The organism is Paraburkholderia sp. MM6662-R1 (assembly GCF_050436245.1).
GTDB classification, from domain to species: domain Bacteria; phylum Pseudomonadota; class Gammaproteobacteria; order Burkholderiales; family Burkholderiaceae; genus Paraburkholderia; species Paraburkholderia tuberum.
The window spans coordinates 3,416,056-3,430,649 of the sequence record NZ_JBNDLV010000001.1; the positions used below are offsets into that span (position 1 = coordinate 3,416,056).

15 protein-coding genes, 1 tRNA gene and 2 pseudogenes are annotated in these 14,594 nt (G+C 60.0%); 10 read left to right on the top strand and 8 right to left on the bottom strand.

What is annotated here, in order from left to right:
- The first annotated feature begins 1 nt into the window (after position 1).
- The gene (locus OKW39_RS16150; protein WP_429563013.1) at positions 2-463 is read left to right on the top strand and encodes a GNAT family N-acetyltransferase; all 462 of its coding nucleotides are present in this window, start codon (positions 2-4) and stop codon (positions 461-463) included.
- A 146-nt stretch (positions 464-609) separates the two neighbouring features.
- Positions 610-1,251 (top strand): type B chloramphenicol O-acetyltransferase, encoded by a 642-nt coding sequence (gene catB, locus OKW39_RS16155; RefSeq protein ID WP_429563014.1) that lies wholly within the window; start codon positions 610-612, stop codon positions 1,249-1,251.
- 97 nt (positions 1,252-1,348) lie between these two features.
- Here catB and OKW39_RS16160 read toward each other — a convergent pair whose 3' ends face one another.
- Entirely contained in the window at positions 1,349-1,882 is a 534-nt protein-coding gene (locus tag OKW39_RS16160) for a GNAT family N-acetyltransferase (protein WP_429563015.1), read from the bottom strand.
- Between the two features lie 92 nt (positions 1,883-1,974).
- Positions 1,975-2,348 (bottom strand): annotated as a pseudogene (locus tag OKW39_RS16165) (integrase); the annotation flags it as partial.
- A gap of 227 nt (positions 2,349-2,575) precedes the next feature.
- Here OKW39_RS16165 and OKW39_RS16170 point away from each other — a divergent pair.
- Positions 2,576-4,339, top strand: coding sequence for a serine hydrolase (locus OKW39_RS16170; protein ID WP_429563016.1), 1,764 nt, complete (start codon positions 2,576-2,578; stop codon positions 4,337-4,339).
- A 251-nt stretch (positions 4,340-4,590) separates the two neighbouring features.
- On the top strand, positions 4,591-5,592 hold the full coding sequence (locus tag OKW39_RS16175) for a hypothetical protein (protein ID WP_429563017.1): 1,002 nt from the start codon (positions 4,591-4,593) through the stop codon (positions 5,590-5,592).
- Positions 5,593-5,759: 167 nt separating this feature from the next.
- Here OKW39_RS16175 and OKW39_RS16180 read toward each other — a convergent pair whose 3' ends face one another.
- Positions 5,760-6,134 carry a sensor histidine kinase gene (locus OKW39_RS16180; protein WP_429563018.1) on the bottom strand — a complete coding sequence of 125 codons (375 nt, stop codon included), beginning with the start codon at positions 6,132-6,134 and terminating at the stop codon, positions 5,760-5,762.
- On the opposite strand from OKW39_RS16180, the gene OKW39_RS16185 reads away from it, so the two are divergent.
- Positions 6,015-6,323 carry a hypothetical protein gene (locus OKW39_RS16185; protein WP_429336649.1) on the top strand — a complete coding sequence of 103 codons (309 nt, stop codon included), beginning with the start codon at positions 6,015-6,017 and terminating at the stop codon, positions 6,321-6,323. The two genes, OKW39_RS16180 and OKW39_RS16185, sit on opposite strands and share 120 nt — an antisense overlap.
- Before the next feature lie 164 nt (positions 6,324-6,487).
- Here OKW39_RS16185 and OKW39_RS16190 read toward each other — a convergent pair whose 3' ends face one another.
- Entirely contained in the window at positions 6,488-7,342 is an 855-nt protein-coding gene (locus OKW39_RS16190; protein ID WP_184051664.1) for a PA4780 family RIO1-like protein kinase, read from the bottom strand.
- Between the two features lie 631 nt (positions 7,343-7,973).
- On the opposite strand from OKW39_RS16190, the gene OKW39_RS16195 reads away from it, so the two are divergent.
- Together OKW39_RS16195 and OKW39_RS16200 are read left to right on the top strand one after the other, a co-directional pair.
- A complete protein-coding gene (locus tag OKW39_RS16195; protein ID WP_429563019.1) occupies positions 7,974-8,750 on the top strand; it encodes a hypothetical protein in 777 nt (258 codons plus the stop codon).
- A 10-nt stretch (positions 8,751-8,760) separates the two neighbouring features.
- A complete protein-coding gene (locus tag OKW39_RS16200) occupies positions 8,761-9,177 on the top strand; it encodes a DUF4279 domain-containing protein (protein ID WP_090801512.1) in 417 nt (138 codons plus the stop codon).
- A 279-nt stretch (positions 9,178-9,456) separates the two neighbouring features.
- On the opposite strand, the pseudogene OKW39_RS16205 reads toward OKW39_RS16200, so the two are convergent.
- From OKW39_RS16205 to hemN, 3 genes and pseudogenes are all read right to left on the bottom strand, one after another.
- Positions 9,457-9,789, bottom strand: a pseudogene (locus tag OKW39_RS16205) (Arm DNA-binding domain-containing protein); the annotation flags it as partial.
- 201 nt (positions 9,790-9,990) lie between these two features.
- Positions 9,991-10,075 (bottom strand) — tRNA-Leu (locus tag OKW39_RS16210).
- 124 nt (positions 10,076-10,199) lie between these two features.
- On the bottom strand, positions 10,200-11,585 hold the full coding sequence (hemN, locus tag OKW39_RS16215; RefSeq protein ID WP_429563020.1) for an oxygen-independent coproporphyrinogen III oxidase: 1,386 nt from the start codon (positions 11,583-11,585) through the stop codon (positions 10,200-10,202).
- A gap of 178 nt (positions 11,586-11,763) precedes the next feature.
- Between hemN and OKW39_RS16220 the strand changes: the two genes are divergently transcribed.
- The 3 genes from OKW39_RS16220 to OKW39_RS16230 all read left to right on the top strand — a co-directional run bounded on the left by OKW39_RS16220 (position 11,764) and on the right by OKW39_RS16230 (position 13,671).
- The gene (locus OKW39_RS16220) at positions 11,764-12,066 is read left to right on the top strand and encodes a YkgJ family cysteine cluster protein (RefSeq protein WP_429293770.1); all 303 of its coding nucleotides are present in this window, start codon (positions 11,764-11,766) and stop codon (positions 12,064-12,066) included.
- Positions 12,067-12,150: 84 nt separating this feature from the next.
- A complete protein-coding gene (locus tag OKW39_RS16225; protein ID WP_184053297.1) occupies positions 12,151-12,744 on the top strand; it encodes a DUF1439 domain-containing protein in 594 nt (197 codons plus the stop codon).
- A gap of 90 nt (positions 12,745-12,834) precedes the next feature.
- Positions 12,835-13,671: an undecaprenyl-diphosphate phosphatase gene (locus OKW39_RS16230; RefSeq protein WP_090801505.1), complete on the top strand. Its 837-nt coding sequence runs from the start codon at positions 12,835-12,837 to the stop codon at positions 13,669-13,671.
- A gap of 71 nt (positions 13,672-13,742) precedes the next feature.
- Here the strand turns inward: OKW39_RS16230 and trmB are convergent, their stop codons facing one another.
- Positions 13,743-14,549: a tRNA (guanosine(46)-N7)-methyltransferase TrmB gene (gene trmB / locus OKW39_RS16235; RefSeq protein ID WP_429335188.1), complete on the bottom strand. Its 807-nt coding sequence runs from the start codon at positions 14,547-14,549 to the stop codon at positions 13,743-13,745.
- Between the last annotated feature and the right edge of the window lie 45 nt (positions 14,550-14,594).

The window sequence follows — 14,594 nt, forward strand, 5'->3', positions numbered from 1 at the left end:
GTTGACAACCGCCGATGCGATGCGCTATTTTTCGTTTCCGGCGATGACGTCCCTGGATCAGGCAACGGATCGAGTCGCACGTAAATTGAAGACGTCAGCTGGCGGCCAGGACTTCATCTGTGCAGTCGAGTTGCAGACAACCGGCGAAGTGCTCGGTGATTGCGCTCTCTTTCATGCAGACGAGCAATGCCGACGCGCGGAGATAGGCTTTGGTCTGCAACGCAAGCATTGGGGAAACGGATATATGAGTGAGGCGGTTTCCGCGCTGATCGAGCACGCGTTCGGCACGCTGAATTTACGCCGGATTGAGGCGGATATCGACCCACGAAATGTAGCCTCGGCGCTTCTTCTCGAACGGCTCGGATTTGTCCGCGAAGGGTTGTTGCGTGATCGCTGGATAGTTGGCGATGAGGTGTCGGATAGCGCGCTGTACGGGCTGCTCGAAAGTGATCGTCGGGCGTAGATGGCCACTGGCTGACGCAAGGATGTGAACTTGACGCTGCGCCGTGAGCGACCGGAATTCTCTCTGATTGTCGCGAATTTACGCAGCGGCTCGTAACCTGCGTGCTCGAACGATAAACGCACCCGAGACTACAGCGTGGTCCCTTTATGAAGAATTACTTCGACAGCCCCTTCAAGGGGAAGCCGCTTTCAGAGCAGGTAACCAATCCCAACATCATCGTGGGGCGTTACAGCTACTACTCTGGCTACTATCACGGACACTCCTTTGATGACTGTGCACGCTACCTGTTGCCAGACCGCACAGGTGTCGACCGGCTGATCATCGGTAGCTTCTGCTCTATCGGAAGTGGTGCGACGTTCATGATGGCGGGCAAGCAGGGGCACCGGAACGATTGGGTAACCACATTTCCCTTCTTCTACATGACGGAAGAACCGGCGTTTGCTGACGCCTGCGATGCATTCGAACCCGCCGGCGATACGGTTGTCGGGAATGACGTCTGGATCGGTTCCGAAGCGATGATCATGCCAGGTGTTCACATCGGTCACGGTGCCGTGATCGGGAGTTGCGCCGTTGTCACGAAGGACGTTGAACCCTATACGATCATCGGCGGGAATCCGGCAAAGCCGATCCGGAAGCGCTTTTCGGACGATGAGATCGGGATGCTCCTCGAGATGAACTGGTGGGACTGGCCGCTGGACGAGATCGGCAAGTCGATGAAGTTGCTATGTGCCACGGATATCGCAGCATTGTATGAACGCTGGAGCAGTTCATCGTTATCGGGTCGCTAATACTCGCGTCGACCGACACGCATGCAGTTGACGATCTGGGCGTTGACCTTGACTGACCGATCTTGCCCGACGGAAGCCAGTCCACAGGCAGAATCGCCTATACCTCGCTTGCGACTGGCTGGCGAGGAATTCTGTAAACCACAGACTTGTACTTTGGCGTCGCGCGGCTTTCCACAATGACGCCACCGAGCGATTCGGCGATGCGCCGGCTGGGACGGTTCTTTTCGGCAACCGGATAGGTAAAGCTTTCACAACCAATGGTTCGCGTTGCCCAGTGTGCAACAAGGGTCACAGCTTCACAACCAAACCCATTTCGATGACGATCTTCACGAATCCAGATACCGAGTTCCGGGCTCTCGGTGCGGACGCGGTGAAGCCCGGCTAACCCAAGGAAACTCCCGTCGGCGCGTTGACGTATCGCGAACACATAGTCTGACCCATCGTCAATCGACGGCACCCAGGACCGCCAAACACCATCAAAATCCTGCCGGGATGCAGGCGGCTCCCACGCCATGTGACGGGTGAGCGAAGGGGTGATGAACGAGAACGCAGCATCCGCGTCGTTGGCCGAGAACGGTTTGATCAAGAGCCGGGTTGATTCAATTTGGATTTCTGTCGGCCGCAGCATCATCTCAAGTCTTCCGTCGAGGTTTGTCTATATTCACCGATTGTCGACGAATCAGAAACGTGTGTCGAATGTCTCATCCTGACCGGACAGCGTGCGTGTATTCGCCCCGGGACCAGGAAATCTGAAGGACACAGAACTGCTGCCTTGATCCAGCTTCCCACGCTATGCCGCGTTTGCTCGGTGATCTCGAATTGCACCGGCCGCTGCGTTTTCTGTTGCATAACGGTCGCCCGGAGCGCTACGTGTGCCCAGACAGACATCGCGGACTCGAAGTTTTGTCAGGTCGCACGCTCGAAGTTTGCTGTCGATCGCCAGATTGCACATCGCCAGATCACGGGTTTTCGCCCCCAATTGCAGGCGAATCCGAATGGCCCAAATCTTCTTGAGCTTCAGCGGCGACTTCTGCCCGGGTTAGCTTGTCTTTGTTCCACGGCACGCGCGGCACGTTGCCGACGATGATCGCGTCCATTTCGACTCTCCTTTCAAGTGAAGAGAAAATCAGTCTGCGCCAACCTCGATGGGCGATACCCGACCCGCAAGGGTCGTTCAATTTTCTCCATAACGGCCGTTCGTTCAGGAACGCAGTCGTGGCATTGGCGTTCACTAATCGAATGCTTTTTTATTGTTCCCTGTAGAATTTCTTGCGGTTTTTGACTTGCTCCAGTCTTCACTGACCTTCGAATCAAAGGACGGTAGATGCTAAGCGATCTGGGCGATTTCGACGATTACATAGAAGCACAGGTGCATGAATGGAATGCACCCGGCATAGGCGTCTGTATTGTGAAAGACGAAAAAGTCATCTTCACGAGAGGCTACGGTTATCGTGACTATGCAAACAGACTGCCGTTTTTATCGTCAACTTTGTTTCCTATCGCATCGAACACCAAGTTATTTACGGCCATTGCCGCCGGAATTCTAGTCGAAAAGGGCGTGCTGACCTTCGATCAGCCGATCCGCGATGTTGTCCCGAGTTTGCGCTTTTACGACAAGTCGCTCGATGCCGCGGTGACACTAGGCGATATGCTCGGTCATCGTACCGGCGTGCCCCGGTACGACATGATCCTGCATAGAGCCGAGTTCTCAAAGAAGGAACTATTCGACCGGATCCGATTCATGAAGCCTATCGCTCCATTTCGATCGAAGCTTATCTACAACAATATGATGTACGAGGCTGTGGGCCACATCATCGAGTTGCTAAGCGGCAAGTCGTGGGATCAATTCGTCCGCGACGAGGTTCTGAGTCCTGTGGGTATGCCCCAGACTGCTTTCACCATTGCCGACATGCTGGCTCATCCGAATCACGCGGTACCGTTCACGGAGAGGCGCGATAGTGAGGCGCTCTGGCAGACACCGTATCCGGAGTTGAACTGGTCGAGTCCAGCGGGGAGCATCGTCTCTAGCCTCGATGATATGAGTCGCTGGCTGGCCGTGTTGATAAACAACGGGGTGATGGCCGGAAAGAAGGTGATTCCGGAGCAGATACTGCAGGCTACTTTGGCGCCTGGGCTCGCATTTCCGGACCCGCTGGGCGACGTCCTTGGTTTTGAGCCGGAGATTAATTCAATCTATGGGATGGGCCGGCAAACCTCTTCGTATCGGGGACATCTGCTTGCGAGTCATGGCGGCGATCTCCGCGCCTTCCATTCGCAGGTCTCGTATTTACCGCGCGAGAAATTGGGCGTAGTCGTGTTCGTGATCGGGGACCACTGCTCGATGCTGCGAAATGCCGTCGGCTACAACGTCTACGACCGCCTGCTGGGACTGGGTGAGTCGAGTTCGATGGACGCATTGCGCGAGTTCCATTTGAAAGCAAAGCAGAACATGCGCGAGTCGCGCGAACGGGTAAGGCCAAGCGCAATTCCAGACACGCGGCCCTCACACGATCTCGCAGACTACGTGGGTCGCTACGAGCATCCTGCCTACGGGCAACTACATATCTCACTCAACGATTTTCAGCTTCAGTTTCGTTTCCGTCAAACGAAGCTGCCATTGCATCATTACCACTACGACCGGTTCGATACCGACGATGACGAGGCCGAAGGTGCGTGGTCCATGTCGTTTCTGACCAGTCCACTCGGCGATATCGACCGCGTCAGTTTGTGGCTCGACGCGACGGATGCCGTGTTCGTCCGGATTCCGGACGCGCCTGCGCCAGGTGTGCTCAAGCAGCTTACCGGCACGTACCAGGCTGCTTTCGGCGCCAGGTGCGCGATCAAGCTGCGGCGCGACAACCAGCTCATGCTGCACTTTCCAGAGGCTCCTGCGGAAGTTTTAACTCCGCTCAAGGGTCTTCAGTTTCGCAACCCGAAATGGCCACAAAGGACATTCGAGTTCGTGATGGAAAACGGGCGCGTGGCCGCATTGAGGCACTGGAACTCGGTCGCCGAGTTCGTTTTGACTCGGGTCGAGAATGCTGATTCCGCCGATACGATGGAGCATGAAGAGCCGATCGCCGATTAAACCGCGCGGCCCATCATCATCGACAGGAGCTGTATTGGGGAATGCACTGGCGGGTGAGATCGGGAGGGCGCGTTCGAGCTGACTTCCGCTTAAGGCATCCGGCTCACGTCGACCCACAAGGGAAGGTCGCGTTGATTGGACCCAGACACCCAACCAAATGCATCACGCAGAACCCTGCCGCCTGTCCGACCGTCATAAATGCTTGGTCAACGATTCGTAACGTTCGCCGCCAGAGTGATGGAGCCCACACGATGACAATAGCTGCAAGTCCGATTGATCCGATCGCCGCTATTCTTGACGCTTTCAAATCCCACGATGTCGTCGCGCTTTGCGACGGCGGCCACGGCTGTGAGCAAGCATATGCTTTTCGGGTTTCGCTGATCCGGGACCCGCGATTTGCGTACATCGTGAACGACATCGTAGTTGAAAGTGGCAATTCTCTTTATCAGGAGATGATGGACCGGTTCGTTGCGGGGGATGACGTACCCGAAAATCAACTCCGCCAAGCTTGGCAAAACACTACGCAGCCCCACGATGTGTGGGATCGTCCTGTCTTTGAAGGGCTTTTTCGTGAAGTCCGCGATGTGAATGCCTCGCTCCCTAAAGACCGTCAGATTCGCGTCTTGTTAGGGGATCCGCCGATAGATTGGTCGAAAATCAATAGCGCCGACGATCTCGATAAGGCTTGGAACGCCATGGGCGACCGCAACACCTGTGCGGTTGAAATTATCCAACGTGAAGTGCTGGCCAGGCAGCGCCGCGCTTTGGTCGTCTATGGCGGCATGCACCTTTTGCGCAAGAACCTGTACTGGCAATTGAAATTCCCAGAGAAGGCAGAGCAACGATTCAACCCGTTGCCGAATACCATCGTTTCGTTGCTGGAAAGCCAAGGCGTCAAAGTCCATTCTGTTTGGACCCCGGTGTTTGGTGATCCGGCGACTTTACAGTCCGACGTCAGCTCCTGGCTGACGCCAAGTCTTGCGCTCATTTTCGGCACTCCGCTCGGAGAGGCGAGCTTTCGATCGTATTATCCGCACGCCATGTTCACTAGGCACGACGACGTCATGGTGGAGATATATGTCGATCCTGTCCGCTCTCCTGTGATGCAGGAGCAGTTCGACGCCATCCTTTATCTTGGGCCGCCTTCCGAGTTAACCTGGAGTGAACTCTCTCCCGCGCTGTCCTCTGATCCGGCATACATCAAAATGCGGTCAGACAGGCTCGCCTGGGCCCGCATTGGCGACGGTCGCTAACGCGCCGATGGCTGTTAGCCGACCCACTGTCCATATCACGCCCCGAGTCAGCTTTTTGAGTACAGCGGCCGTTCGACGCACGGGACCGACTCGGCGAGCGATCTGGAATGGCATGACGAAGCGCAACAAGCTCCGGCGTGAAACTCCGGGGCGCAAGGCCGTTCCGGTCAGAGCACGTGCGACGGAAAACGGGGGATCTGGACCGTGAAGGTCGTCCTGCCGTCTTTCGACCGGGCCTGTATGGTGCCGTTGTGCGCATGTGCGATGCACCGGCTGATGTAAAGGCCCAGGCCCATACTCGAGGAGGGTCCGCTTTGCCTCGGCGGGCGGCTGGCCCATGTCAATGGATCAAAGAGCGTCGGCAGGGCGGCCGCTGGTATCGGGTTGCCTTCGTTCGACACGACGAGAGTCAACTGCCCACCATGACCGAGAGCATCCACGCTTATATTCCCTGCACCGTGCTGGACTGCGTTCACAAGCAGGTTAATCAGCAGTTGGCCGATGCGGGCGCGGTCCCACTTGCCGGCAGTCTCGCCCGTCACGCGCACGTCGATCCGTGCATCCGGATACGAAGCGCGTACCTCATCTGCCGCATCGTTGCAGATACGCCCGATGTCCCGCGACGTGAAGTCACTGGAAGCGCGTCACCCAGGCGGGTACGCGTGAAGAAGAGAAGATCGTCAATCATCCGCCTTCATGCGCACGGCGCCGTGTTGCGCGATCGCCACTGACATGGACGGATTTGCGGTGGCGCGGCAACCGAACGCGACGCTCGGTCCAGCGACGGAAACTGGCCGAACTCGACTATTCTGACGGTGCGCAACCGGTTCCCGGTGCAACATTCGTCGAAGACCTTGTTTCGGGGCACCTTTCGGGGTACATCGAGCACGGGTTATCAGTTCGCGCTCAGTTCCTGCTGTCGCCGCACTCGCGCGTCTTCGTCAAGACGTGTCTCTTCGAGTTCCTGCAGCACGCTGTCGAGGTCGACTGGTCGCGTGTCGAGCTCGATGCGGCCGGTCAGTTTGACATCGACTTTCAGCTCGCCTGCTTCGAACAGCGCCCAGATCTCCGTTCCGTAATCCGCGCCGAGAATTTGCGGTGCAAACCGTCCGAAGTACGCAGCGAGGTTGTCGACGTCACGCTTGAGCATCGAGGCGGCTTCGTTGTTGGCGGCGGCGTCGATGGCCTGAGGCAGATCGATGATCACCGGTCCATCAGCCGCCAGCAGGATGTTGTATTCGGACAGATCGCCGTGAATCACACCCGCGCAGAGCATGCGGACAACCTGGTTGAGCAGCAGGGCGTGCAGTTCAAGGGCGCGCGCTTCAGTCAGATGGACGTCGTTGAGGCGTGGCGCGACGTCACCCGTTGCGTCGACCACCAGTTCCATCAGTAACACCCCATCGGTACAGATATAGGGTTGCGGCACTCGCACGCCCCCGTCGGCAAGTCGGAACAGTGCGTCGACTTCGGCGTTTTGCCACAACTCCTCCTGCATCTGGCGCCCATAGCGAGTACCTTTTTCCATCGCACGCGCCTGCCGGCTATTCTTGACCTTGCGGCCGTCCCGATACGATGCGGCTTGCCGGAAACTGCGCTGCTTCGCGTCCTTGTAGACCTTTGCACACCGCATCGAGTCGCCGCTGCGCACGACGTAGACGGTTGCTTCCTTGCCGCTCATCAACTGGCCGATCACTTCGTCGATGAGTCCTTCGTCAAGAAGCGGTGCAAGCCGTTTGGGTATTTTCATACGACCGACCAGTGCGGCTCGTGGCGCGTGCGTTCGAAATGCGTGGAAGGCGAATGGGTCGCCGAGGTGTGCGGAATCGGCGAACCGATGAATCGCGTGGGCGGTTCCGCTCGTCGGGTTGCTGCGTGGGGAGTGGAGGGAGTCATGCCGGATTATAAAGGGAGCGAGGGGGAGGCGACTCAAATCAAATTTCCTGGCGACTGCGCAGATGCATTGTCGCCGCTCCTGGCCGCTGGCTACTTGCCACGAAGGGCAGCGCCCGACCCACAACAAGCATTCGACTTTCTCCAAAGCGGCAACGGTTGCGCAGGTGTCGATTTTTGGTCTCTTCGAGGATGCGCTCGCGGACGTACGCGCCGTATTGGCGCGAACAGCGGCTTCGGGCGAATGATCTGCTGCGCGAGTGCCGCCAGCGGCTGGAAAGGTCATAGACCAGCGGTACGGTCGCTGCCCGCGAGCATCCGCGCTACGGGCGCGAAAAACCGCAATGTTCCTGCGGGCGCTTTTTTCCGTTTCATCGAGAGCCGTGGAGATTTTGGGCTGTCGCCCATGTACGGACTGCCTGTCGCACGGTAATTATCTGACTGCTGTCAACCCCGGCAGCGACTTCAGATAGACCATCGACACACCTATGTCCCTGTCCGTATTTGAAATGCACTCCGTGGAGCTGTTCTGCCAGCGGCCACCGGGTGCCTGTTATGTCATCTGCGACGAATGGCACTATAAAGCGTGCCTCGGCAAGGCCGCAGACCTTCAGAGGGCCAGTGCGGAGACCCGGGAATTTCTTGACATTGCCGAACTGAATCACAGGAAGTGGGAGGAGGACCGGAAGCTGGTCAGGAATCTCACTGGCCGCAACTGGCTGTTTTTTCATAGGGTCCGGGACCGCGATCCTGACGCCGATGGCTGGTGGGTCATCGTTGCGCTTCTCGAAGAGGTTCGCCGGGGCAAACTGCTTGCCGTTAAAGGTCCGCGTCACGGCCTGTTTCCGTCACCGTACAGCAGCACGCCGTTAATGAATCCCGTAGCGAAGGCCGGCAGTCAGCCGAACGGCGAACCCATTCTGTCTGTGCAGTACGATCCGGCCACCTGGCAAACCCAACTGAACGCTGCCCGCGCAGCCAGAGCTAGCGATAGAGGCGCATCAACGCTGCTCGGCGACGCGCAGCCATTTGAGTATGTGCCTGACGCGTTGAGCGGCGATGTCGTTGAACTCGCCGCGAGCACGAACAACCCAAACTACGCGGCGAAGATGCTGGGGTATGACCGCAAGACGTTTGGGGCTATCTTGCACAGGTTCAAGCCAGGCAATGGCTTGGGGCCAGCCGATAACGTCATCTGGCATGACAACGGCGACGTGTACTTTAATGGTAACCACATCGGAAATTTTCATGACTGGGCAAACTGAGGCCGCTCCAATGGCAGATCACCAACTTGCGCACGCGACCTTTTACATATCTGGCGACTCATTGGAGCCAGCCTTTTGGACGGCGTATTTCGACATCAAGCCGGATACAGCGATTACCAAGGGACAGCCGTTCACCACACCGTCTGGGCGACCGAGCAGCGCGCCGGGCCGCGTTGGCCTTTGGGGCGTGCGCAGTGAGGGCGCAGTTCGTAGCGATTCACTTGAGCCGCATTTGCGTTACCTGATTGGGCGCCTGAATCTGCCGAGAGCGGAACTTGGCCAACTGCTCGCAGACAAGGGACTTCGGATGCGCTTCTTCTGTTACTGGTACAACGAGAGCGGCGACCGCGTGCCTGATGTGCCCGACGATATTCGCACCATGATGGAAGCCATGGGCGGCACGGTTGAGATTGATGAATATCGATAGAGCCTCGCTCGAATGCACAAGCCGATCCTCGCGAGTCGGCTTTTTTGTGCGAGCTTGTAAGGCACAGCGCGAGTGTTATGGGCCGCACTTCTGAACTAATCCTCTATGCCGCAAACATACACGGCCCACGCTTCCATCATCGGGCGGCGCTGTTCCAAATGGTTGTCCCGCTGAGGTAGTAAGGCGACCGTCCCGCCTTTGATCGGAATGACTTCGGCCCCGGCCTTGATCCGGTCAAGGTAATCGGCCCAGCGATATCGACCCGCTTTCAACGGACTGACCGCGCTCTTCCATCCAGGCGAGCGCAACGGCTTTGAATGAATTGGCAGCAGCAAGGCGGGCGGCGCGTTTCCGGCCTTTTTGGCTTCCCCGGGATCAATGTTTTGCTGCCAGTTTTTCGCGGGCGTCGTCCCGACGCTTGCGGGCATCGGCAAGCGGCACGTCTGGATAGACGCCAAGTGCGAGGCTCTTTTCCTTTCCGGCGAAACGGTACTTGAAAATCCATCGCTTGCTGCCCGTTGGCGTGACAAGCAGCAGGCCGCCACCGTTGTACAGCTTCTGCTGTTTTTTACCCGGCTTCGTGTTACGGATCGTGACATCGGTCAGCGCCATGTTTGCGTCTCCGGTTGTCGCGCCGCTGCTGGGGGCGTTTTCCATCCGACGGGCGCTTGAATCTTGGCAACCCCCGAAATGACCCCCTGGTGGGGGTTGTAATCGCTGGTGAACCCTTGGAGACTGCAGCAAACAAAAGCCCCGCTCAGCGATAGCTGTCGGGGCTTCGTGATGAACCGTTGAAACCGGTTGAAGAGTGTTTGGTGCCCAGGGCCGGAATCGAACCGGCACGCCTTGCGGCGGGGGATTTTGAGTCCCCTGCGTCTACCAATTTCACCACCTGGGCAGATACTGCAGCGCGCTGCATCGGGAGTTCAGCGCGCGAGGAAGACGCAGATTATGGCCGAAAATCGGTAGACGGGCAAGTCGATTGCCTTCACCCGCCACAGCGCGTTCGCGGCGAGCGGTGCTCAGACCGTGCGCGAGAATCGTGTGAGCGTCTGCTCGCCCAGATAGCGGTCAAATACCATCGCGAGATTGCGCACGAGCATGCGGCCGGCCATTCGCACTTCGAGCTTGCGTGCGCCGAGCGAGATCAGCCCGTCGTCCTCGAATGAACGCAGACGCGCGAGTTCCGGCGCGAACGTGTCGGCGAAGTGGATGCCGTACGCCGCTTCGAATTCGTCGAAGCGCAGTTCGAGGTTGCACATCAGCTGCGTGATCACGTCGCGCCGCAGACGGTCGTCGGCGGACAGGCGGATGCCGCGCGCGATCGCGAGCCGGCCCGCATCGATCGAGTCGGTGTAAGCGGGCAGCTCTCGCGCGTTCTGCGCGTACACGTCGCCGACCTTGCCGATCGACGAGGCGCCAAAACCGATCAGATCGCACTCGGCCCGCGTGCTATAGCCCTGGAAATTGCGATGCAGCGTGCGCTGCGCCTGCGCGCGAGCGAGCTCGTCGGTGGGCAGCGCGAAGTGATCCATGCCGATGTACACATAACCCGCTTCAGTCAGCCGTTCGACGACCCGTTGCAGCAGAGCCAGCCGCTCCTCGCTCGACGGCAGCGTCGCGGGATCCATCTGGCGCTGCATCTTGAAGAGCTGCGGCATGTGCGCATACGCGAACACCGACAGCCGGTCCGGCGCCAGTTCGAGCATCGTGTCGAGCGTGCGGCTGAAGCTCACGACGGTTTGATGCGGCAGCCCGTAAATCAGATCGACGCCGATCGAATGAAAACCGTACGCGCGCGCCGCCTGCATCACCGATGCGGTCATCTCGAACGGCTGGATGCGATTGATCGCCTGCTGCACGCGCGGATCGAAGTCCTGCACGCCGAGGCTCAGCCGGTTGAAGCCGAGGCGGCGCAGAAGCGCGACCGTGTCGGGCGACGCCTCGCGCGGATCGACCTCGATCGAATATTCGGCTCGATCGTCGGGCAGAAGTTTGAAGTGCTCGCGCGTCGCGGCCATCAGCTCGGCCATCTCGTCATGCGACAAAAACGTCGGCGTGCCGCCGCCCCAATGCAATTGCGAGACGGGCCGCTGTGTATCGAAACACGCCGCCTGCAAGCCGATTTCGCGTTTGAGCCGCTCAAGGTACGGCCGCGCATGCGCGCGATTTCTCGTCACGACCTTGTTGCAGCCGCAGTAGAAGCACACGGTGTCGCAAAACGGAATGTGGAAGTACAGAGACAGATCGGTCGACGCGGCACCCGGGTCGGCGGCGGCGCGGTGATAGTCGGCGGTGTCGAACGATTCGCGGAACTGCGGCGCGGTCGGATAGGACGTATACCGGGGACCGTTCGCGCTGTAGCGCGCGAGCAGGTCGGGGCGGAACAGGGCGTCGGTTTGGGACATGAGCGGTGTCGGACGGTGGGCGGCTCTCGCAGCGTGCCGCGTGTCATGGTCAGTCAGCAGCTTCGAGTTTACGTGCGTGCCCGCGGCACCCGATTGTGTAAAAAGGTCACACGGACAGGCAGTGGCACAATGCGGGTCTGGCAATACGTTGCCAAGGTTTGAGTTCAGGAAAGATGACGTGGATCAAAGGTTGAACAGTGCATGGGTGGACGCTCACGCGTGCCGTCCCGATTGCGGCGCGTGCTGTATCGCGCCGTCGATTTCGAGCCCGATTCCAGGCATGCCGAACGGCAAGCCGGCGGGCGTGCGCTGCGTGCAACTCGGCGACGATCTGCGCTGCGCGATCTTCGGCCGGCCGGAGCGGCCCGCATGCTGCTCGGGTCTGCAGCCGCAACTCGAGATGTGCGGCGCGAATCGCGGCGAAGCGCTCGCGTGGCTCACGCAACTCGAGGCGCAAACACAACCGGCATCCCATCCATGACGCACGGCATGTGGTAAACGCCGTCGCTGACCACACCCGTCAACGCAAGCCGATGTCCGCAAGGGCTTCCACAGGAGATTTCGCATGACTCGACCCGCAGCGCCGGCCCGGCGCCGCTTTCTGCGCGCTGCGCTGACCGGCTGCAGCGTGCTTGGCATCACTGTGTCGCTCGCGGCTTGCGCGAGCCCGACGTTTCCGTTCATGCCGTCGCACTACACGTTCTCGCAGAAGCAGGTGCAGGAGGCCGTGCAGCGCAAGTTCCCGTATCAGCGCACGGTGTCGCAGGTGTTCGATGTCGCGCTGAGCAATCCGGTGGTGGGCATGCTGCCCGATGCGAACCGCGTGCAGGTGAAGCTCGACGCGCGTTTCGCGAGTCCGTTCCTGCAGCAGCCGGTCGATGGCGTGTTCACGCTGTCGAGTGAACTTGCATACGACGCGGCGAGCCGTTCGGTGATCCTCAAGTCGCCGAGTGTCGACAACGTCAGCGTGAGCGGCGAGGCGCAGATGTACACGCAGCAGATCAACGCGGCCGCGGCGCTGCTCGCGACCCAATTGCTGACCAACTATCCGATCTACACGTTCAAGCCCGAGCAACTGCAATTTGCCGGCGTCAACTACGAACCCGGTACAATCACGATCCTTACAAACGGCATACGCGTGCAGATCGTCGAAAGATGACTGGCACGCGCGGCCACGTGGGCCGCGCATGCCAGTCATGACCGTGCGGGCCCATTTCGTTGTGACAACCTACCGCGATAAGGGGCACGGATGGATTGGTTACTGGCTTGCAAGGCGCTGATTCTCGGCGTGGTCGAGGGTTTGACGGAGTTCTTGCCGGTGTCGAGCACCGGGCATCTGATCGTCGTCGGCAGTCTGCTGGATTTCTCCGACGAGCACGCGAAGACCTTCGATGTCGTGATCCAGCTCGGCGCGATTCTCGCCGTGTGCTGGGAGTTTCGCCGCCGCATCGGCAACGTGATCGTGGGGCTGCCGAGCCGGCCCGAGGCGCGCCGCTTCGCGCTGAACGTGATCATTGCGACGATTCCGGCAGTCGTGCTCGGGCTGCTGTTCGAGAAGTCGATCAAGGAGGCGCTGTTTTCACCGGTGCCGGTCGCGTTTGCGCTGGTCGCGGGTGGCGTCGTGATCCTGTGGGCGGAGGCGCGCCAGCGCGCGCGCGGCGACGCGGCGGTGCGGGTGCGCAGCATCGACGATCTGAGCCCGCTCGATGCGTTGAGAGTCGGCCTCGCACAGTGCTTCGCGCTGATTCCGGGGACCTCGCGCTCGGGCTCGACGATCATCGGCGGCATGCTGTTCGGCATCGAGCGCCGCGCCGCGACCGAGTTTTCATTCTTTCTCGCGATTCCGATCATCTTCGGCGCGACGGCCTACGAGCTGTACAAGGACTGGCACCTGCTCACCACCGATGCGCTCGGCAGCTTCGCGCTCGGCTTCGCGGCCGCGTTCGTCAGTGCGTTCGTCTGCATCCGCTGGCTGCTGCGCTATGTCGCGTCGCACGACTTCACGGTGTTCGCGTGGTATCGGATCGGCTTTGGCCTGCTGATCCTGCTGATCGGTTATAGCGGCGGGTTGAGCTGGGCCGATTGAGATTTGCCGTGCGATGAAAAAAGGTCCGCGTATGTGCGGACCTTTTTTCGTTGGCTTGCCGTCTCGTCGCGTTACGCGGCGCCGCGCTTGCGGAACACGAGGTCCCACACGCCGTGGCCGAGCCGCAGGCCGCGCCGTTCGAACTTCGTCACCGGACGATAGTCGGGCCGCGGCGCGTAGGTGTCGGCGGTGTTTTCGAGCCGCGGATCGGCGCCGAGCACTTCGAGCATCTGTTCGGCGTAGTTCTGCCAGTCGGTCGCGCAATGCAGATACGCATCCGGCTTCAGACGCGACACGAGCAGGGCGACGAACTTCGGCTGGATCAGCCGGCGCTTGTGATGGCGCGCCTTGTGCCACGGGTCGGGGAAAAAGATGTGCACGCCGTCGAGGCTGTCGGGCGCGATCATGTGCTCGAGCACTTCGACCGCGTCGTGCTGGATGATGCGGATGTTCGTCAGCGACTGCTCGCCGATCAGCTTCAGCAACGCGCCGACGCCGGGCTCGTGGACTTCGACGCCCAGGAAGTCGTCGGAGGGACGGTGCGCGGCGATCTCCGCGGTGGTGGCGCCCATGCCGAAGCCGATCTCCAGCACGCGCGGCGCTTCGCGGCCGAACACGCCGGTCCAGTCGGGTTGTTGTGGTGCATAGGGCACGACGAAGCGCGGGCCGAACTCATCGAGCGCGCGGCGCTGGCCGGTCGACACGCGACCCGCGCGCGTGACGAAGCTGCGGATGCGGCGGTGATGAAGCGTGTCTGCCGGCGTTGCACCCGGCGTGCCGTCGACGTCGTTCGTCTCGTTGCCGGCGGGCTGGTCGGCTGCGCTCGTGGGGGTCGGGGCGTCGTCCGGGAGACCGGAGTCGTTTGGATCGTGGATCATCGTCGATGCTGCTGCAAGGGTGGGGGCTGCGCGGCTTGCGCGCTG